This is a genomic window from Enterococcus salsurae, from assembly GCF_054784955.1.
In genome coordinates, this window is the sequence record NZ_BAAHWY010000005.1 from 167,567 (window position 1) to 186,493 (window position 18,927).

At 43.7% G+C, this 18,927-nt stretch carries 20 protein-coding genes, 1 pseudogene and 2 other annotated features; of the genes and pseudogenes, 7 read left to right on the forward strand and 14 right to left on the reverse strand.

Annotated elements, in window-relative coordinates; all coding sequences use genetic code 11:
* Positions 1-25 precede the first annotated feature (25 nt).
* From ACYVRS_RS13020 to ACYVRS_RS13030, 3 genes are all read left to right on the forward strand, one after another.
* A complete protein-coding gene (locus ACYVRS_RS13020) occupies positions 26-301 on the forward strand; it encodes a hypothetical protein (RefSeq protein WP_054114981.1) in 276 nt (91 codons plus the stop codon).
* Entirely contained in the window at positions 298-585 is a 288-nt protein-coding gene (locus ACYVRS_RS13025) for a hypothetical protein (RefSeq protein WP_461197530.1), read from the forward strand. Before ACYVRS_RS13020 ends, ACYVRS_RS13025 begins: the two co-directional genes overlap by 4 nt.
* 74 nt (positions 586-659) lie before the next feature.
* Complete coding sequence (locus ACYVRS_RS13030; RefSeq protein WP_312497727.1) at positions 660-1,013, forward strand: DUF2200 domain-containing protein; 354 nt, start codon at positions 660-662, stop codon at positions 1,011-1,013.
* A 170-nt stretch (positions 1,014-1,183) separates the two neighbouring features.
* Here ACYVRS_RS13030 and mgtE read toward each other — a convergent pair whose 3' ends face one another.
* Positions 1,184-2,542, reverse strand: coding sequence for a magnesium transporter (gene mgtE, locus ACYVRS_RS13035; RefSeq protein WP_312497726.1), 1,359 nt, complete (start codon positions 2,540-2,542; stop codon positions 1,184-1,186).
* A gap of 192 nt (positions 2,543-2,734) precedes the next feature.
* Here mgtE and ACYVRS_RS13040 point away from each other — a divergent pair, with 192 nt between their 5' ends.
* A complete protein-coding gene (locus ACYVRS_RS13040; protein WP_461203504.1) occupies positions 2,735-3,691 on the forward strand; it encodes a DNA/RNA non-specific endonuclease in 957 nt (318 codons plus the stop codon).
* Positions 3,692-3,768: 77 nt separating this feature from the next.
* Here ACYVRS_RS13040 and ACYVRS_RS13045 read toward each other — a convergent pair whose 3' ends face one another.
* Complete coding sequence (locus ACYVRS_RS13045) at positions 3,769-4,011, reverse strand: LexA family protein (RefSeq protein ID WP_461203505.1); 243 nt, start codon at positions 4,009-4,011, stop codon at positions 3,769-3,771.
* A gap of 204 nt (positions 4,012-4,215) precedes the next feature.
* Here ACYVRS_RS13045 and ACYVRS_RS13050 point away from each other — a divergent pair, with 204 nt between their 5' ends.
* Together ACYVRS_RS13050 and ACYVRS_RS13055 are read left to right on the forward strand one after the other, a co-directional pair.
* Entirely contained in the window at positions 4,216-4,557 is a 342-nt protein-coding gene (locus ACYVRS_RS13050) for a helix-turn-helix domain-containing protein (RefSeq protein WP_054114987.1), read from the forward strand.
* Positions 4,558-4,650: 93 nt separating this feature from the next.
* Positions 4,651-5,139, forward strand: coding sequence for an AmiS/UreI family transporter (locus tag ACYVRS_RS13055; protein ID WP_461197533.1), 489 nt, complete (start codon positions 4,651-4,653; stop codon positions 5,137-5,139).
* Positions 5,140-5,169: 30 nt separating this feature from the next.
* Here the strand turns inward: ACYVRS_RS13055 and trpA are convergent, their stop codons facing one another.
* The 8 genes from trpA to ACYVRS_RS13095 form a co-directional block, all read right to left on the reverse strand.
* Positions 5,170-5,934, reverse strand: coding sequence for a tryptophan synthase subunit alpha (gene trpA / locus ACYVRS_RS13060; RefSeq protein WP_461203506.1), 765 nt, complete (start codon positions 5,932-5,934; stop codon positions 5,170-5,172).
* 1 nt (position 5,935) lies between these two features.
* Positions 5,936-7,129: a tryptophan synthase subunit beta gene (gene trpB / locus ACYVRS_RS13065; RefSeq protein ID WP_461203507.1), complete on the reverse strand. Its 1,194-nt coding sequence runs from the start codon at positions 7,127-7,129 to the stop codon at positions 5,936-5,938.
* Complete coding sequence (locus ACYVRS_RS13070; protein ID WP_313539871.1) at positions 7,110-7,772, reverse strand: phosphoribosylanthranilate isomerase; 663 nt, start codon at positions 7,770-7,772, stop codon at positions 7,110-7,112. Before ACYVRS_RS13070 ends, trpB begins: the two co-directional genes overlap by 20 nt.
* The gene (gene trpC / locus ACYVRS_RS13075) at positions 7,769-8,527 is read right to left on the reverse strand and encodes an indole-3-glycerol phosphate synthase TrpC (RefSeq protein ID WP_313539874.1); all 759 of its coding nucleotides are present in this window, start codon (positions 8,525-8,527) and stop codon (positions 7,769-7,771) included. Before trpC ends, ACYVRS_RS13070 begins: the two co-directional genes overlap by 4 nt.
* Before the next feature lie 23 nt (positions 8,528-8,550).
* The gene (trpD, locus tag ACYVRS_RS13080) at positions 8,551-9,600 is read right to left on the reverse strand and encodes an anthranilate phosphoribosyltransferase (RefSeq protein ID WP_461203508.1); all 1,050 of its coding nucleotides are present in this window, start codon (positions 9,598-9,600) and stop codon (positions 8,551-8,553) included.
* A gap of 3 nt (positions 9,601-9,603) precedes the next feature.
* Positions 9,604-10,191 (reverse strand): anthranilate synthase component II, encoded by a 588-nt coding sequence (locus tag ACYVRS_RS13085; protein ID WP_461197538.1) that lies wholly within the window; start codon positions 10,189-10,191, stop codon positions 9,604-9,606.
* The gene (trpE, locus tag ACYVRS_RS13090) at positions 10,188-11,576 is read right to left on the reverse strand and encodes an anthranilate synthase component I (protein WP_461203509.1); all 1,389 of its coding nucleotides are present in this window, start codon (positions 11,574-11,576) and stop codon (positions 10,188-10,190) included. The genes ACYVRS_RS13085 and trpE overlap by 4 nt, the downstream gene beginning before the upstream one ends.
* A gap of 61 nt (positions 11,577-11,637) precedes the next feature.
* Positions 11,638-11,909: a binding site (T-box leader), on the reverse strand.
* A 50-nt stretch (positions 11,910-11,959) separates the two neighbouring features.
* Positions 11,960-12,172 (reverse strand) — a binding site (T-box leader).
* Between the two features lie 50 nt (positions 12,173-12,222).
* Complete coding sequence (locus ACYVRS_RS13095; protein ID WP_461203510.1) at positions 12,223-13,485, reverse strand: glycosyltransferase; 1,263 nt, start codon at positions 13,483-13,485, stop codon at positions 12,223-12,225.
* 185 nt (positions 13,486-13,670) lie between these two features.
* Here ACYVRS_RS13095 and ACYVRS_RS13100 point away from each other — a divergent pair, with 185 nt between their 5' ends.
* Positions 13,671-14,030 (forward strand): hypothetical protein, encoded by a 360-nt coding sequence (locus ACYVRS_RS13100; RefSeq protein ID WP_461197541.1) that lies wholly within the window; start codon positions 13,671-13,673, stop codon positions 14,028-14,030.
* 441 nt (positions 14,031-14,471) lie between these two features.
* Here ACYVRS_RS13100 and ACYVRS_RS13105 read toward each other — a convergent pair whose 3' ends face one another.
* The 4 genes and pseudogenes from ACYVRS_RS13105 to ACYVRS_RS13120 all read right to left on the reverse strand — a co-directional run bounded on the left by ACYVRS_RS13105 (position 14,472) and on the right by ACYVRS_RS13120 (position 18,921).
* The gene (locus ACYVRS_RS13105) at positions 14,472-14,654 is read right to left on the reverse strand and encodes an AbgT family transporter (RefSeq protein WP_461203511.1); all 183 of its coding nucleotides are present in this window, start codon (positions 14,652-14,654) and stop codon (positions 14,472-14,474) included.
* Positions 14,654-16,084 (reverse strand): annotated as a pseudogene (locus tag ACYVRS_RS13110) (AbgT family transporter). Before ACYVRS_RS13110 ends, ACYVRS_RS13105 begins: the two are co-directional and overlap by 1 nt.
* 305 nt (positions 16,085-16,389) lie before the next feature.
* Entirely contained in the window at positions 16,390-17,715 is a 1,326-nt protein-coding gene (locus ACYVRS_RS13115) for a dihydrolipoyl dehydrogenase family protein (protein WP_461203512.1), read from the reverse strand.
* Positions 17,716-17,874: 159 nt separating this feature from the next.
* Entirely contained in the window at positions 17,875-18,921 is a 1,047-nt protein-coding gene (locus ACYVRS_RS13120; RefSeq protein ID WP_461203513.1) for an NAD-dependent epimerase/dehydratase family protein, read from the reverse strand.
* Positions 18,922-18,927: the final 6 nt, after the last annotated feature.

Genomic DNA, 18,927 nt, shown 5'->3' on the forward strand with positions numbered 1-18,927 from the left:
ATGGCATAGAAAGGAATGATTGATCTTGGAAACGATGAAAGGAACAGTTTCAAAAATCAAAATGTTGTCTTTTGGGGCACCTCCCCTCTTGCGTTTTACGATTGGCACGACCAATTGCCTGATTGCTAAACATAGTTTGAACTTCTTAGGTGATGTGGATGAAGGCATGTATGTAGTCGTCGGCGGCTACTGGAACCCTCGTAAACAGTTTGTGGTCCAAAAATATACTGTGTATGGCAAGACAAAAATCATGTTGGACATGGACCACTGCCAACGACCTGTAAAGGTGGAACAATCATGAAAGCCCGTGATTTACTCACTGCTTTATCCAATGGCGCCGATCCAGAAAAATTGACTGGTATATACTTACAATACAAGGAGAAAGTAGTTCCCTTCACAACGATCGCGGTGGATAGTCACGATCAATTGATCCTGTTTTTTGAACCCCACAAATCCGCCTTGACGCTAAAAGAATTGTATACGCAATTGATGCTGCACAAAAATTTGACCTTGCGTTATTGGGATGGGGAGCAACGGCAACCAGTGTATGGATTTCGTGAACAAGATGGGAAAATCATTTTCTGACGTATCTTTTATACTGACACTCGACAATTCTAGCGCAATCACGTATGCTGAAGAAAAAGAAAGGAAGCAGACAAATGGCTAGACAACATATCACAGAAATCAGTTTTGCAAAGGTCTATCCCCTCTATATCGCTAAAGCCGAAAGAAAGCAGCGGTCTAAAGCAGAAGTAGCTGCTATTATTCAGTGGTTGACTGGCTATGACCAAGCCGGCATTGACACACAAGTTTCAAGCGCAGTGTCAATGGCTGATTTTTTTACTCAAGCCCCGCGCTTGAACCCAGCTAGAAAAATGATCACTGGCGTCATTTGCGGGATCCGTGTCGAAGAGATCGAAGAGCCTATGGTGCAAGAGATTCGTTATTTAGATAAGCTGATCGATGAATTGGCCAAAGGCAAAGCGCTGCAAAAGATTTTGCGAGAAAGCTGAGCGATCATTTTTTTCAAAATAGGATTGTGTTTCTATGACAAAGCAACTATACTAGACATACCTTGGCAGGGGCATACGCCTAAGACACCCTCACTACGTTTACCATTGTAGTGAGGGTGTCTCTTTTTGGTTATTCATTTGAACCTCTTCCGCCATCTTTGGATAGCTTTTTACAACAGATGTCCCAGTAATGCATTTACCGACACAAAGTAAATAAACAACCCTGCGATATCTTTGATTGAAGTAATGATCGGTGCTGAGCCAGCTGCTTGGTCAATATTCAATTTGATCAGGACAAAAGGAACTAGGAAGCCTAATGCTGCAGCTAATGTCATGGCAAAGACCAATGAGATGCCGACAGCGACGCCTAGCATCGGAATACCTTGCCAAAAAGCAGCAGCTACACCAGAAATAATGCCCACGATCAAGCCCAAACTCAACCCGATCCAGATTTCTTTTAAAAAATATTTAGTGAATGACGAAAGATCAATATGCCCTAATGACATCCCCCGAACGAATACTGTTGACGATTGTGTGCCGACGTTCCCGCCCATATCCATGATCAATGGAATAAAAATCGCGACGGCTGCGACTGATTCCAATGTCTGTTCAAATTCATCGATCACGGCACCGGCCAACAAACCAGCAATCAATGTAATGACTAAGAAAGGCAGACGTACTTTCCAGATTTGCCAAACATTGCCATTGATCAAGACGTTGCTGCGGTCAGCTTCATTCGAGGCGACATCCGCTAACCCAGCCTGGTTGAACATATCCTCTGTCGCTTCTTGTTCCAGAATGTCGATGGCATCGTCGACAGTGACAATACCGACAATCCGGGATTCACGATCCACAACAGGAAGTGCGATCACATCGATCTCGTTCAGCAAACGAGCTGCTTCTTCTTGATCGGTATCCGTCGCAACATAAATCACCTCGTGGGACATGATGTCTGCAATCAACTGCGAGCCTTCGGCAATCAATAATTCTTTCAACGATAAAACACCCTGTAATTTTTTCGTTTGATCAGTGACATAGAGTGTATAGATCGTTTCTTTTTCTCTGGCTTGCAGGCGTACTTTTGCTAAAGCGTCCTCCACGGTCATTTCCTTCTTTAAGGTAATAAATTCTGGTGTCATCAAACGGCCTGCAGTTTCTCGTTCATAGCCTAAGAGCAAATTGGTTGCGTCCCTTTCAGAAGCCGTCAAGGATTGCAGGAGTTTCTTGGTGACGCTTGCTGGCAATTCGTCCAATAAACGGACCCGAACATCAGGTGCCATGTCGTTGAAGAATTCTGTTGCACCTTCATCAGTAAAAGAACGCAATAAATGATGTTGCGCAGTTGGTTGTAGTGCTTCAAACAACGCCAACGCCTTATCCTTTGGCAATAAGCGAAAAACAATGGCTTTCTCATTGGCGGATAAGGATGTGAAAACCTGTAATAAAGGCAATTCTTCAATCGTGAAAAGAAATGTTTTCAACGCCTCCGTGTCGTTTGTATGCAAATGATGTAACAGTGTATCTTCCATGTATCTCATCTCCTTTTTTCATGCATCTTCTATGTCATCCTATCGCAACTAAATTCTATACGCAACACAAATCCTTTCTATTGAATAATAATGTGTTGCTTAAACAAATACAACAAGTAAGGTTTTGCTTGAACTCATCTGGATTTGTTATATAATAAACCGAGGTTAAAGAAAAAAGCAAAGGATAGCGATATGAAAAAAAAGACACATAAGATCCACAGTTTGATCGCAATTGGACTGATTGGTTTGGCGCTTTGGGGACAGCAAACGTTCTTCTCTCCTGCTGAAGAACCGCAAGCCACGATCAGTGCCGCTGAGTCAGAATTGGCGCAATTGTCCTATGAGGGCACCCAGACGATTGAAGTCAACAACAATCAACCGACCTTTTCAAAAGAAGCACTGTCTACATCTGAAGGGGCTTGGGCACGCTACGGCGATTTAGACACCCTTAATCGAGCGACAGCTGCTGAAGCGATGCTGAATCAATCGTTGATGCCTACAGAAAAACGTGGCGACATTTCAAGTGTCAAACCAACAGGTTGGCATAACAAAGAGTTACCCAGCGGCAGTTATCTATACAATCGAACCCATTTGATTGGGTTTGCATTGGCTGGCGAAAATGCCAATTGGAAAAACTTGATCACAGGTACTAGTCAATTGAACAATCCTGAAATGCTGCGTTTTGAAATGGATATCAATCATTATTTGAAACAAAATGCCAGTCACTATGTCCGCTATGCTGTTACACCTATTTATCGCGGGGATGAATTGGTGGCCCGCGGGGTACACATGCAAGCCCAATCTATTGGGGATGACACGATTCAGTTCAATATCTATATTTTCAATATCCAAAACGGTGTTACGATCAACTATCAAGATGGTACTAGCCGCCTTTCTGACGAAACAAACCCGACGACTTCTACGACGAATAACAGTGAATCAACTGTAAGCTCCGACAATACTGATACCAGTCCTTCAGCGGATCAAGTCAGTTATGTCGATCAGCAAGGAAATGGCTTGATCAAAGGCTCGAAAAGCGGGATCTATCACCTGCCGGGTTCAAACTACTATGACGAAACAACCAATCCCAAAGAATGGTTCAAGACGATTGCTGAAGCAAAAGCGGCTGGTTATCGTGCACCAAAATAAAAAAGCCACTGGGCTTTTTTATTTTGGCATAAGGACGATTTTTCGCACTTGCTTCACGCGTCCACTTACGCTGTTGCTTACTCAGGTGCCTTGACTTCTGATACATAAGCACGTCCTTTATCCGTAAAACGCAGCCCCCGGGATTGGAAGCGGCGCTCGCGATAAATCAGTCCCTTTTTTTCCATCCGAACCAGATGACGATGAATCAGAGAAGTCGTCTTGATTCCTTCGTTGGCACAAATTTCTCTGACAGTAGGTGAACAACCTTGTTCTCGCATATAGCTATCAATAAATACAATAATTCGATCTCTTCGTAACATGTAGCGTCCCCTTTCTAAAAGATAGTTTTGTGTGATTTGATCCTTTACCTTGTATCTCGGATACCTACGTTGCCCTTTGGTAATAGTATAAAGGAGAAATTACCAGTGAACAACAGTTTTTTCTTTTCGGCCATAGTTTTCATCGCAATTCAATTCTTTAGCCCGTATCATAAAATTAACAAGCAAATGAAACGAGGAACATACATGAGTTTTGGCGAAAATCTAAAAAAATTCCGTGAGGACAAACAACTAGGCGTCAACCAGTTGGCGTTGAAATCTGGCGTCAGTGCGGCCCAAATCTCACGTTTTGAAAACGGCAAGCGTAAAACAGCCCACATCGATACCGCCAAAAAACTTGCAGATGCACTTTCAGTCCCCTTACCCTTGCTTATTGGAGAGCCGGTGTATTATTCTCCAGAGGAGTTAAATGCACAACAACAGAAAATAATCAGTGTGGTCGATGATGCCATGTCCGAAGAAGAAATTGCCGACATCCTTGATTATATTGATTTTATCAAATTAAAGCGTAAAAAAAGTCAAAAATAGTTAATTTTTTTAATAAAAATGATTTTAATTTTATAACTCTTTTCAACCCTCCCTGTTTTTGTTATTCTAAATAAAGAATAAGGCAGGGTATTTATGTTAGGTATTGGATTATTTTTCGTTGGAATCACTTTAATAATCAATGGATGGGGCAGTTTGTTGTCTGTTGATCATCGTTCATTATCATTGATCAATTTATGTACTGGTTCGTTATCATTTATCATCAACCTCATCTACATGTTTCAAGGGGCTTATTACGAAGCAGGTACAGGCTTTCTCTTTGCCTTTACGTATCTGTTAGTGGGTATCTTGTATCTCTTTGATTTAGACATGCGGATTTATGGCATCTATGCGTTGTTCGTCGCAATCAACACGATTCCTTTTGCCTGGATCAGTTGGCAATGGGAAAATGACTGGGTCTTTGCCTTGATTTGGTTGATTTGGGGCATGTTGTGGTTCTGTGGATTTTTAGATTCTGTGATGGATGTTGCTTTTGGCAAGTCAATCCACTATTTTGCGATCTTTTGCGGGGTCTTTACAACCTGGCTCCCAGGTATTTTGATGCTGACTGGTTTGTACGCATAGAAAAAAGCGATCATATAAGATCGCTTTTTTCTATGTGCGTAATTTATTGAGAACATTTTCGGCTTCAGACAAAGACTGATCCAAAGCGGCCACGATGGCAGATCCGACCACTACGCCGCCGCAGATACGACTAAAGCGGTCGACATCAGCCTTAGAACGGATACCAAATCCTGCCAATACTGGAATCGGGCTGATTTGGGCAACTGCTTGTAAATGTGCATCCAAACCAGTTGAAAACTGGGCATCTTTTCCGGTCACGCCGTTCACTGTAACGGCATAAATAAACCCTTCAGCCTCTTCAGTCAGTTCTTTGATCCTTGCGATGGGACTGGTAAGAGAAATCAAGGTGATCAAAGCGATATCGGTTGACGCCAACAATGGCGCGACTAAATCACGATGCTCAAAAGGCAGATCAGGAATGATCAATGCTTTGACTGCGGTTCCTTCAAGATCCGTAAGCAAAGTTGGGAAACCATAATGAAAAAATGAATTGGCATACCCCATCAGGATCAAAGGTACATCTGTTTTTAGCTGCTGCAGACGTTGAATGATCTTTTTGAACGTTGTGCCATGTGCCCGTGCTTGAATACCAGCTTGCTGGATGATCGGTCCATCAGCGACTGGATCAGAAAAAGGAATACCGATTTCAATGGCTGTCGCACCGTACGAAACCAATAAGTCGATCTCTGCTTGCAGTCTCGACAATCCATTGGCGCCAGCCATAATATAAGGGACAAAAAGCGGTTTTTCTACAGCTTGCTGAGACATATATGTGGTAAATGATGATCGTGCCATCTTAAATTCCCTGCCTTTCTTCACGTTCTTTGATTTGTTGCACATCCTTGTCGCCTCTGCCAGACAAACAAATGACTAATAACTGCTTCTTTCGCATCTGAGGGGCTGTTTTAAGGGCTTGCGCGATGGCATGGGCACTTTCTAATGCCGGAATGATGCCTTCCGTACGTGACAAGCGATAAAAAGCTGCGACAGCTTCTTGATCATCGATCGCTTGATAGGTTGCTCTTTCGATTTCTTTTAAGTAGGAATGCTCAGGACCAACCCCTGGATAGTCTAATCCAGCTGAAATCGAATAGGGCTCAATGACTTGACCATCATCATTTTGGAGTAAGTGCATTCTGGCACCATGGAGAATCCCTATACTGCCTTTGGTCAACGTCGCTGCATGTTCAGCGGTCTGAACCCCTAGGCCAGCTGCTTCAACACCGACTAATTGAACAGACAAATCACTGACAAATGGATAAAACATCCCCATGGCATTGCTGCCGCCACCGACACAAGCCATCACCAAGTCAGGCAAGCGGCCTTCTTTAGCCAAAATCTGTTGCCGCGTTTCCTTGCCAATCACACTTTGAAAATCACGGACGATTTCTGGGAAAGGATGAGGGCCCAACACAGAGCCCATAACATAATGTGTATCCTCAACTGCCGCGACCCAATACCGTAGGGCTTCATTGACAGCATCTTTCAACGTATGGTTCCCTGATGTGACCGAAATGACCTTCGCGCCCAATAACTCCATCCGAAACACATTCAACGCTTGCCGTTTGACATCGACAGCCCCCATGAAAATCGTACATTCCATACCGAAAAGTGCAGCAGCTGTGGCTGTAGCGACGCCATGTTGACCAGCACCCGTTTCTGCGACTACTTTCTGCTTCCCCATCCGCTTGGCCAATAAAACCTGTCCTAGCGCATTGTTGATTTTATGCGCCCCGGTGTGGTTCAAATCTTCTCTCTTGAGATAAATTTTGGCCCCGCCTAGTTCTTTTGTCAGATTTTCAGCAAAGTATAACGGTGTTTCCCGCCCGACATATTCTTTCAGATATGCTGCCAAAGTTGCTTGGAAGACGGGATCCGCTTGCGCCTCGCGATAGGTTGCTTCTAATTGCTGTAGTGCGAACATCAAGGTCTCTGGTACGAATTGACCGCCAAAGGGTCCGAAAAAGCCTTTATTTGTTGGTTGTTTCATTGATTGACAGCTCCTTCACTTTTTTGATAAATGCGGTGATTTTAGCGATATCTTTTTGTCCATTGGTCTCGACTCCGCTAGAGATATCGACAGCATACGGATGAAAACAGCTGATGGCTTGCTGGACATTGTCTTGATGCAAGCCACCTGCGATGAATAGGGGTTTGCTGACGGTGATTGCCTTAGCAGATGTATCCCAATCGAAAGTCTGCCCATTCCCTCCAGCGTAGACAGTTTCTTCAGCTGGCGCATCCAATAACACAAAATCGGCTGGCGACTGGGTCAATTCTTTCTGCAAAGTTGCTGTTTCTCCATTGAAAGCCTGGATGACTGACAGGTGTAGCTGCTGAAAAGCACCGACAACAAGTGCTTGCTGGACAGAATCTGTCAATCGTCCATGCAATTGAATATGGGTCAAGCCAGCGATCTTCGCCACCTGTTTTATTTCGCTAAAAGTCGGCTGGACAAAAACACCGACCTTTGCGACATTCGGCGGAACATGCTGAGTGATTGCTTGCACGGCTTCTGGTGTGGTCAAACGCCGGCTTTTGGCGAATACAAAACCCAGATAGTCAGCACCGGCAGCAACCGAGGCGTCAACATGAAGGGATTGGGTCAACCCGCAAATCTTCACTTTTGTCATGGGCGAGGCACCTGCAGTTCTTTGACGGTTGCTGCGATATCCCTGCTGCGCATCAAGGTTTCCCCCACCAATATCCCTTGATAATCCCGTGCCACCTGAGCCACATCACGGTCTGTTCGAAACCCAGATTCACTAATAAAAATCGTATCGGCTTGTTTCGGTGCCATGGCGACACTTACGTCGATGGACACATTGAATGTCCGCAGATCACGGTTATTGATACCGATGATCTTGGCACCTATCGCTAGTGCCCGTTGCAGCTCTTGCTGATCGTGGACTTCAACCAGCACTTCCAGTCCTAACGCATAGGCATCTGAATGTAAATTGGCAAGTTGGTGATCAGATAGCGCCGCAACGATCAGTAAAACGATACTTGCCCCTGCATTTTTTGCCCGAAGCAATTGTTTTTTGCTGATGATAAAATCTTTGCACAATAAAGGGATGTCCACAACTTGACTGACTTTGCGTAAATCTTCAATCGATCCATTGAAGTATTGCTCGTCGGTCAGGACAGAAATCCCGCTGACACCTGCCTGTTGATAGGCGATGGCTTGCGCAACACAATCAACAGTCTGATTGATCACGCCTTTGGATGGAGATGCGCGTTTGACTTCACCAATCAGATGCATATGCTCTGGGGATTGTTGTATCGTTTGATACAAGGATGGACGATTTTTTGTATCCAGTAGCGGTTCCTCAGGCATATTGGCTATTTCTTCGGCTTTCGTGGTTAAAATACGTGTTAAGAAATCCATTTTAGCGCTCCTTTGCTGGTTTATTAGGCAATATTTTTAGTAGATGCTGTGATCAAGTCTTGTAATTTGTCATAGGCAGCGCCAGAAGCAATGCATGCTCTAGCCAAGTCAAACCCTTCTGAAAATGTTCTGACGGATCCATGGGCATAGAAACCCAATCCGGCATTCAACACAACCGTTTCTAAGTATACAGAAGGCTTAGCCTGTAACACATCGGTCAAGATTGTCGCATTGCGGGTGGCATCTCCGCCAACGATCGCTGCAATCGGTGCAGGCGCAAAGCCATACTCATTTGGGTCAAGAACGAGATGTTCAACATTGTTGTCATGAAAGCTGCTGATTTGGACAGGTCCGGCTAAATTGGCTTCATCCATCCCTTGATGACCGTGAATGACCATCCCTCGCTTGCGCCCTAGTGCAGCTAAACTTTGGGCCGTATCTGCAAGGGTTTCCCCAGCATAGGTGCCCATTAATTGTGTTGTAAGTGGGACTGGATTGATCAGTGGACCCAATAAATTAAAAATCGTTGGTGTAGCTAACTCTTGCCTGACTTTCATCACAGCTTTCATGCCTGGATGTAAAGATGGCGCAAATAAGAAGGCAATCCCAATAGAAGACAACATATCCGCAATCTGCTCCGGTGCCGACATGATATTGACACCTAATCTGGCTAAAACATCTGCACTACCAGAACGACTAGACACGCTGCGGTTGCCATGCTTGGCCATCGTGATCCCCCCTGCCGCCAAAACAAAAGCGGTAGTCGTCGAAATGTTGAAACTATTGGCGTGGTCTCCGCCAGTCCCGCAATTGTCCATGGCCTCCCCTTGATAAGGAATCGCTATCGCGTGTTCCCGCATGATTTGGGCCAGTGCGGTCAGTTCTTCTGCTGTAATGCCTTTGTATTTCAGTGCTATCAACGCAGCACCTAATTGACTTTCTGCATAGGTGCCAGTGAGCACCCCTTGCGCAAAACAACGCATTTGTTGATGTGTTAAGTCTTGACCAGCAAATAACTGTTGCTGGATCTCATTCAGTCGAATCCTGCCCTCTTCGATATGATTTGTTGGCATGGTTTATCCCTCCAATGGTTGGTTTTGTTGGTTGAGTTTGGTTTGCTCAAGAAATGCATGGATAAAATAGGCACCTTGGGGCGTCCCTAATGATTCCGGATGGAATTGTAGTCCGATAATCGGTTTTTCGCGATGCTGGATGGCCATGATCGTATCATCAACTGCAGCCAACACCTCGAAGTCCGAGGGCATCGTAGCTGGATCGATCACCAGTGAGTGATAGCGCATCACTGTCATCTCTCCAGAAAAACCTTTCAAGATCCCCGTCTTTTGATAGGATACGACTGATTGTTTGCCGTGCATCACTTGTGCAGCCCCTATGACCGAAGCACCATAAGCCAAACCGATCGCTTGGTGACCAAGACAAATACCTAAAATCGGTTTGCTCATTTTGAAGGCTGCCAGGATCTCCATCATTTGGCCAGCCTCCTCTGGTCGACCAGGTCCTGGGGATAGCACGATCCCTGTGGCTGTTACTGCTGCTTCGAACAATCTTGGATCATCATTGCGCATGACTTGAATCGTATCTTTGGGAAATAGCTGGACTAAATTAAATGTAAAAGAATCATAATTATCGATCAAAAGGATCATGTTGCTGCCACCTCCAACAGGGCTTTCGCTTTATGCAGCGTTTCTTGATATTCTGAGGTTGGTTCTGAATCATAAACGACGCCTGCACCGGCTTGCACATAACCATAACCATCTTTGACCACCAATGTACGAATCCCAATGGCAAAATCAGCTTGGTCATTTCTGGAAAAATAGCCAACGGCGCCTGCATATACACCTCTACGTACTGGCTCCCACTGATAGATTCGCGTCATTGCTCTGATTTTTGGAGCGCCACTGACGGTTCCAGCGGGTAAGGTTGCGCGTAATGCATCCATGGCGGTGACTTGCTTGCGGCGGCGGGCAGTCACAACAGAAACAATATGCATCACATAGCGGTATTTTTCCACAACCATATATAAAGGCACTTGGACCGTGCCGATTTCCGCGATTTTGCCTAAGTCATTCCTGCCAAGATCAATCAACATCAAATGTTCAGCACGTTCTTTTTCATCCGTCAACAGTTCTTCTGCCAATGCTTCGTCTTCTTGCTTCGTCTGACCGCGTTTTTTGGTTCCAGCGATTGGATTCGTAATGATTTCGTCACCTTTGACGCGAATCAGGCTTTCTGGTGAGCTGCCAATCACTTTGAATCCATCTCCAAGATCTAAATAATAGAGATAGGCTGAAGGATTGGTGCGCCGCAATTTTCGGTAATAATCAAAAGGCGGTTGGGTAAATTTAGTCTTGAGCCTTTGAGAGGGAACCACTTGGAATAAATCACCGGCACGTATCAGCCCTTTGGCTTGGTTCACAATCGTTTCATATTGTTTCTGGGTCATATTACTTGTGAAGTGCAGTGTTTCCTCAGCCGGCGGTCGATTTTCTAAAGTATGAGGGCGCTGTACGCATGCTTGGGTCTTCTCAAAGATGGCGGACATTTCAGCCTCGCTGCGTTGGCTGTAACAGTTCTCCACGATGATCGTTAACGTCTCTTGTTGATGATCAATCACGATAAAGCTTTCGAAGAGCAAAAAAGCCAAATCAGGAATCTTTAATTCGTCTTGCGGCATATGGCCGATGTCTTCGTAGCATGCCGCGATATCATAGCCGGCATACCCGATGGCGCCGCTTTGTATTGGAAGACCCGGTATGGGCGGCAGCGGACGCAGCACATGCTGTTCCATTTCTTTTAGCGGGTCAGTACAAGGTGTTTCAACTGTTGTCTGCGTCAATAAATCGACTGTTGTAAACACCCCTTCTTGGTAAGTCAATTTTGCTACCGGATCAAAGGCGATGATCGAGTATCGACCGGTATCTTCTTCTCGTGGGATACTTTCCAATAAGCAAGTATAACGATCTTGGATCCGCAAGAACACCGATACGGGTGTCAAACAATCGCTAGTGATTTTTTTAGTCAAATACATGGTTGTCCATCCTTTCTGATTGAAAATAAAAAAAGCCCTCAAGCAAGCGGAAAAAAACTTGCTTGAGGGCGAATGATCGCGGTACCACCTCAATTTGAAACAATGCTTTACTGGAAGCTTTACTTGGATGCAGTCCTATAAAATATTGTTTCATCTCTATCAGTCGTCTAACAACGACCTTCTGCGTTAACGGGCATCCCCGCATGTTCCTACTCTGGTTTCAAAACATGATCGGCTAAGGCCATTTCCCTATCTCTTTTGTGCCAGATTCTCATCAGGACTGGCTTTCTGTAACAAAAGAACCAACAGGTACTTCTCTTAGTATGATAATGACTATTCAATTATTGATAATAAAAAAAGCCCTCATGCAAACAAACTGTCTGCATGAGGGCGAATCGCTCACGGTGCCACCTCAAATTTCATCTCTTCATCGTCAAACAACGATTTCACTCTGTAACGGGAGTACCCGGAATAACCTACTGCATTCAATCATTCGACACAAAAGTCCATTTCTGAAAGATTGATTTACTGATTCTCACCGCCACCAGCTCTCTGAAAAACCGCACTTACATACTTCTCTTTTGTCTTGCCTTGCTCTTATTGCTAGCAATGTTACTTGATTCTGAATAGTCTGTCAATAGAAAAATTATTTTTTTCGAAAAGAATCTGTTGCTTGTGCCCATTCATTACTTGTGATGACGTCTTGGATCATCGCTGCAGCATTGGCTGCACCATTAACATCGAAAGACTGTTGCAAAGTTGCTGCTCTGCTATACGCATCCGCATCCAATGCCTGCAATGCCCGATCTAATTTCTTATTGGTTACAGGCTTCGTCAATTCTACTGCATGCCCATATTTGACACAGGCAACGATATGGCACCGCTGCTCGTATTGCATGCCAATGGCGATAAAGGGTTTCCCTGACGCACAAGCCGTCTGAATGGTTCCTTCCCCGCCATGGATCAAGGAAAAATCGATCAAGTCTTTTAAAAGATTGGTAGGCAGATAATCGCAAATGAGGAGATTTGACGGAGGTTCGGTTTTTTGTCCCATGAGTTTTTTAATCGGTGCGATGATGGCAATCTCTTTTTTGTCTGCGAAATAGTGGATGATTTTTTGCAGTACTTGGGGATCACCTGAACTTCCCATCGCCAAATACATGATTTTTTTCCCCCTCTTTTTTTGACAAGCGATAAACTGTGTCACCTCTTTGGGTAGTGACCCGTCAATCTCAGCAAAGATTGGGCCTACAATGTGATCCTGGGCTGGCAACTCTTTCGATGAGATAAAAAGCGCCGGCGTGGTGATCAGGTTAAGATCGCCATTCATTAGTGCTAGACTCCTGCAGGGCAATTGCAGACCATAAACTGCTGCAGTCTTTTTAAAGGCTGCAGGTTTCCAAGTGCTGTTGACGATTAGATGACGGATCGATGCCCACAGCGATGTCTTCAAAGGGCCAAAATAACGCATAAACAAAGGCAAAGGCGCATTTGGATCCGACCAAAATGCGCTGCTTCCTGCATAAGGCTTGATATAGATTAGGGGTATCTGCTTGATTCTTGCAGATAAGAAAATTGTCACGTTTGACCCTGTGATGATCAGCTCAGGTTGATAGGCTGCCAGAGAAGCGCGTTCGCTTTTTACTCGTTGAGCAACCATTTGTTGTGTAAAAGGATTTTTTAAAGACTTCCCTTGATCCAGTGCCATGATTTGTTTTTCTTGCTCCGCTGTTAGGGTTGGCCTCAGCAGGTCATAACTAAAACCAGCTGCTTTGATCAAATAGGCAAAGGTTTGTGAGAAACCGATGAACTGACAATGATACGTGTACTGCAATTGTTTGGCTACTTCGAGCATTCTTGTGGTTTCAGCTAAATTGAAAACAGCTGGCGCAAAAACAATGGTTTTCATCTCTTTGCTCCTTTCTTTATTCCTTACTTTACTTTTTTCCTTGTTATCAACAGTATAAAGTTTTCACAGTCTTTAAGAAAACCTTTCTATTTGACGATTGTTGGCTAAATGACGTATGGGGATTTTTAAATACTGAAAGGTTAATTATTTGGTATAATAGAGAGAAAAAGAGAAGGAGTTCGATCATGGCGCATAAAAAACGGATCCAACGCAATTTTTTTTCTACGTGTATCTCTCTATTCCTATTATTCTATTTGGTCGATGGCCTCAAAATGTTTTTCCAAGGCACCTTTACAACGCTTGATGGATTAAGGTTGATCAATTTAATCGTCTTTCTCGCATTGACCTTTTGGATGCCGGATTCTTTTAAGAGGATAATCCGCATGATGATGTATTCAAGTTATATGTTTATCGTTGGCTGTCTATTTGCTTTTGTCTGGAGTCAAGTCCCTTTTGTGCCACAAACACTGATGCTTTACTTTATTGGTGCTTTTTTCGGTGGTATCCTTTGGGAGCTGCTTGCTAGCACTTATTTATTTGATTAAACGATCGAGCCTTTTTCTCTAGTTGTTTTCATAACAAATTCATCAGATTTTCCTTTTTTTCACCCTTTGATTTTAAAAATAAAGCGTATGCTTAGTTTTATATCACTGGAGGTGTGAAAGATCGAACTTATTGGACATCTTATCTTTTGGATACCAGCCTTTGTTTTCATTGTAATCGGCTCATTTTATATCCGATGGCGCAAAAAAATCTTTCCAACATTTCTTTCGGCAGTACCAATGGCCTACTTCATGTTCAAGATTTTTACTTATCGTCACTATGAACCTTACCGTGTGTTGGTTTACTATTTGATTGGGTTATTTTTATCAGCGGTTTTGCTAATTATGGCTATTCGATTTTTAAGTAAAAAACGCTAAGATACGAAAATTTGTGTATAAATGAACGAAAAGGAGAACGCTGCGGCTGCGTTCTCCTTTTTGTGTTTATAAATACATGCCTGCTCCAGGCCCCAACGGGATATTGAATACATAGAAGATGATGAATAAGATAATCCAAGCAATCGTTAAAACAATTGTATGCGGCAGCATCAAAGCTACGATTGTTCCGACTCCTGTCTTTTTCTGGTACCTTGCAGCAAACGTGACGATCAAGGCAAAGTAAGGCATCAGAGGTGTAATGTGATATTAACTGGGGAATCAGCGACACGATACGCGTCCAGCACAGCCTCTGGTGCAACACCCAATTGATACAACAACGGGATGAATATCGGTGTCAAGATGGCAAATTTTGGTACAGCCCCTACCAGAATAAAATCTAAAAGCAAAATCAAGAAAATAAAACTAAGCAATAGGGGCAATCCACCCAGCTGCATGCTTTCAATGACTGACGCAGCATTGATCGCCAAGACAGTCCCCATATTTGTAAAATTGAAGTAAGCAATAAACTGAGCAATGATCAACAAAAGAAAGATCATACCGCTTAGATTGCTGAAGACTTTCACAATGGGATTGACAACATCCAAACTCGACTTGATTTTCCCTACCCCTAGCCCATAACAGATCGACGGGATCAAGAAAAGCAGCATGATGATAGCAATCAAACTATCCATGAATGGGGTTGAACCGATGATCTGATTGGTTTCAGCATGACGCAAAGGCGCACCAGAAGGCAGCGTAATCGCCATGATCAACACAACGACCGCTGTAAAGCCGTAAAGCGCAAAGCGTAATCCTCGACGGTCATCGGGTTGTTCCTCTAAATTGCCGTCAAATTGACTTCGATCGTACGTCCCTAATCGAGGTTCGATCAATTTCTCGTTAATCAATGTACAGACGATCACGACTAGAATCGTTGAAGCAATCTAAAAATAAATATTTGCCATTAAATCGATATGGTAAGTAGGATCAACGATCTGTACCGCATCATTCGCAATCTCTGTCAACATGCCATCGATCGGCGTAATCAAAATATTCACACCGAATCCTGCAGCAACACCTGCGAAAGCAGCAGATAAGCCGGCAATCGGATGTCGCCCAACTTTGTAGAAGACTGCTGCACCCAAAGGAATCAAAACCAAATAACCTGCGTCAGAAGCGATACTTGACAATACACCTAGAAAGACTAGGATGGCCGTCAATAATCGATTGGGCACGACTTTCACTAGTTTATGGATCAAAGAGGCAATCAACCCGATTTCTTCCGCAAATCCTACGCCAATCATCGCCACCAAGGTAACCCCTAGTGCTTGAAAACTCATTAAGTTTTGCACAACAGAAGTTAACATAAATCGAATACCGTCAACTCCTAAAAGACTCTCCACGGCAACAACCGATTCCGTCACTTGATGGGTATCTGGATCGATCGATTCCAGAACTGCCGAAGCACCCGTCAATTGAAAAACAGCAGATAAGCCAATCACAGCTGCGATCAATATAAGGAAAATGATTGCCGGATGCGGGACTTTATTGCCAAACCGTTCAACCGTATCAAGTAGTCGATCCATCCTTTTGACTTTATGTTCTTCTTGCATGTTGTCACTTCCTTCACAAATTGTTTCAGATTTATAAAAACATCCTTTTCGAGAATAGTATAACATAAAAGTGTATATAATTATCTTTAACAACCGTTTTTAAGAGTATTTATATAGCGATTTTTCAAATTTAAAAAAATATTTAAATAACTAAAGTTTTAAAACTGTTGTTATTTAAGTTTGATTTAAGGTTCTTGTGCTAGTTTAAACATGACATAATAATTGGGTCTGTACTAGCGGAAACTAGTATGGACTTTTTTTGTCTATTTATTACGCCAAGACAGTTTAAATTCTTTGCATCTCATTCATAAAAAAACCAATCCAAAAATCTGGATTGGTTGATCCTCAATCTATAACCATTTGTTCCCTTTCTAAATCAGAGAAGTCAGATCACTTGAAGGGGTCGGATACGCGAAAATGATTTTCTTTAATTGACTTGAGTTGATGTTCAACCCCAAATGATAAACAAAATCATTGATCACTTCATCAGCGATCGTTGCTAGAATCGTCACTGCGACAAGGTTGTCCTCTTTGTCATAAACCAATTTTATTTTTGCTTGCGAGTCATTGATTCTGCGGTAGGTATACCACGTGGACAGATCAATGACTTCACTATGGTAAGCCTCGCTGTTTTCTTGTAATACGGCTTCGCTGACGCCAATTCGGGCCAATTTTAAGTGACCAAATACTACGGTGGGGATCACTGGATAGTCAATTGCTTCCTGACTTCCCAACAAAGAAGCTGCGACATATGCCGCTTCAAAACTAGCGACAGGGGTCAACTTGGGCTGTTTTTTAGACAAGACATCGCCGATTGCATAGATATGGGGCTCTTTTGTCCGCAAATGATCATCAACCAAGAGACCATGAGAATCATAGGCAATCGCTGTGTTTTTTAGCGCTAAAGATTCAAGATTCGGTATGCGGCCAGTGGCACCAATTACCAACGCACCACTAACGCTGCCATGATCCGTTTCAACTACAAAGTGATTGCCTTCTTTTTTTATTTCTTTAGGTGCAGTATTTAAATGAAACATCATCCCTTGTCCGGCAAGATAGCCCATCAAGTCTTGTACCAAGTCTGGATCGAATCCTTTTAAAGGCTGCTCGTTATGATGAAGAATATGGACTTTGGCACCTGCAGCCTGCGCGATGACGGCCAGTTCAAAGGTAATATAGCCACCCCCAATAAAAACAATCTCTTCAGGCATCTCTTCCAGTGCTAAAAAATCCGTACTAGAGCGGATAAAGTTTTTTCCCGGTATATCCAAAACAGCTGGTCGTTGCCCAGTAGCCAAAACAATGTTTTCGCCACGGATTTGTACTTGATCGATGGCAACTGTGTGGGCATCAACAAAGGATGCTTGTCCGTAATACGTAGCGATTGCCTCTTGATCCAGCCCTTCTTTGGTGCTTTTTGGCACGCCGTCTGTGTAGTTTTTTTTGAACGCAAGAAGTTGCGGCCAATCGAGCGTCAATTGACCAGAGACCCCGGAATCAGCCATCACTTCTGCCGCTTTTATGACTTCAACGCCACGCATCAGCAATTTCTTCGGATCACAGCCTCGATTTGGACACGTACCACCCCACAAATCATGTTCAATGATGGCGACTTTCTTTCCCTCTGCCCGTAATGGGTACGCAACAGCCAATCCAGCCGGTCCTGCCCCGATAACTACGACATCATATGTTTTCATCTCACCACTCCTTTTGATTGTTGGTCAAATCATCCTCTATTCTCAGTATATCGAATATACGTTCAGACAACAAAGGATTCGCTGACACCTCGCCTATTCACTTCTGTGCTGAGAGAGGACATACAAAAAAAGACGCCACATACTTGACGTCTTCTGGTGTTAGCTTAGTTTTTCTTCAATCAATGTCAATTTTGTCAGAAAATCTTTCTGAATACCGCGATATTCGGTAATTACTTGATCGCACCATTGATCAAAATGTGCATCAGATTGTTTTAATTCTGGATGATCTGTCATGTAAGCCAAATAACGCTTCAATCCCTCTTCTAAGGAAATCTGTGGAGAAAAATCAGGAACGACCGTCTTCAATCGGCTGATATCGAAGAGATTGGCCCAACGTTTGTCCCCTTGAATCGATTGGTCAAAATCGTAATCTGCGGCATGACGCAAGAGATCCGTGGGTATATACACCGGCCGATACGCAACACCTAATAAATCTGCCAATCTTTGGTACAGCATATCCCATGTATGACTTGCAGGATTCATGATTTGGCAAATCTCGCCAATGAAGGCTTGCTGTTCTACGATGGGAACAAATCCTTCCGCAAAATCCTCCGCATGGGTACTTGCCCACAGCGACTGCCCTTCACCATGAATGATAACTTCTTTGCCCTCGATCATGCGCTGAACGACACCCCAGCAATTTTTGCCTTTGATACTGAGGGGAATCCGATCTTTCGAATAGGTTTGCGTTGGCCGAATGATCGTCACTGGAAAGCCATCTGTGTCATAAGCCGCCAAAAAACGTGCCTCAGCAGCAGCTTTATTTTGTCCATAGGGAGAATACCGATTGCCGATCGGTGTGGCTTCATTGATCAAACAGGTGGCTTCATGATTTAAGACAGCAACGGTGCTGATAAAGACAAATTGCTTTGTTTTTCCGGTGAATAAGGCGATATTGTCCTCTGCATCTTTGGCGTTCCATATGATAAAGTTGATCACACAATCGAAAGAGTGGTCTGCAAGCAGCTGCGCCATTGCGTCTGTATTTGTGATGTCACCTCGAAGCATATGGATCGATTCCGGCAGCACGTCATTTTTGTTGCCGCGATTCAAGACATAGACTTGGTTGTCTGGATTTTCAGCTAATTTTTTGGTAATTGGCAATGAAATCGTACCCGTTCCGCCAATGATCAATACTTTTTTCATGATGCA

Coding starts and splice junctions, on each gene's coding strand:
- ACYVRS_RS13025 (WP_461197530.1), top strand. CDS start 298: ATGAAAGCCCGTGATTTACTCACTGCTTTATCCAATGGCGCCGATCCA.
- ACYVRS_RS13030 (WP_312497727.1), top strand. CDS start 660: ATGGCTAGACAACATATCACAGAAATCAGTTTTGCAAAGGTCTATCCC.
- mgtE (WP_312497726.1), bottom strand. CDS start 2,542: ATGGAAGATACACTGTTACATCATTTGCATACAAACGACACGGAGGCG.
- ACYVRS_RS13040 (WP_461203504.1), top strand. CDS start 2,735: ATGAAAAAAAAGACACATAAGATCCACAGTTTGATCGCAATTGGACTG.
- ACYVRS_RS13045 (WP_461203505.1), bottom strand. CDS start 4,011: ATGTTACGAAGAGATCGAATTATTGTATTTATTGATAGCTATATGCGA.
- ACYVRS_RS13050 (WP_054114987.1), top strand. CDS start 4,216: ATGAGTTTTGGCGAAAATCTAAAAAAATTCCGTGAGGACAAACAACTA.
- ACYVRS_RS13055 (WP_461197533.1), top strand. CDS start 4,651: ATGTTAGGTATTGGATTATTTTTCGTTGGAATCACTTTAATAATCAAT.
- trpA (WP_461203506.1), bottom strand. CDS start 5,934: ATGGCACGATCATCATTTACCACATATATGTCTCAGCAAGCTGTAGAA.
- trpB (WP_461203507.1), bottom strand. CDS start 7,129: ATGAAACAACCAACAAATAAAGGCTTTTTCGGACCCTTTGGCGGTCAA.
- ACYVRS_RS13070 (WP_313539871.1), bottom strand. CDS start 7,772: ATGACAAAAGTGAAGATTTGCGGGTTGACCCAATCCCTTCATGTTGAC.
- trpC (WP_313539874.1), bottom strand. CDS start 8,527: ATGGATTTCTTAACACGTATTTTAACCACGAAAGCCGAAGAAATAGCC.
- trpD (WP_461203508.1), bottom strand. CDS start 9,600: ATGCCAACAAATCATATCGAAGAGGGCAGGATTCGACTGAATGAGATC.
- ACYVRS_RS13085 (WP_461197538.1), bottom strand. CDS start 10,191: ATGATCCTTTTGATCGATAATTATGATTCTTTTACATTTAATTTAGTC.
- trpE (WP_461203509.1), bottom strand. CDS start 11,576: ATGTATTTGACTAAAAAAATCACTAGCGATTGTTTGACACCCGTATCG.
- ACYVRS_RS13095 (WP_461203510.1), bottom strand. CDS start 13,485: ATGAAAACCATTGTTTTTGCGCCAGCTGTTTTCAATTTAGCTGAAACC.
- ACYVRS_RS13100 (WP_461197541.1), top strand. CDS start 13,671: ATGGCGCATAAAAAACGGATCCAACGCAATTTTTTTTCTACGTGTATC.
- ACYVRS_RS13105 (WP_461203511.1), bottom strand. CDS start 14,654: ATGCCTTACTTTGCCTTGATCGTCACGTTTGCTGCAAGGTACCAGAAA.
- ACYVRS_RS13115 (WP_461203512.1), bottom strand. CDS start 17,715: ATGAAAACATATGATGTCGTAGTTATCGGGGCAGGACCGGCTGGATTG.
- ACYVRS_RS13120 (WP_461203513.1), bottom strand. CDS start 18,921: ATGAAAAAAGTATTGATCATTGGCGGAACGGGTACGATTTCATTGCCA.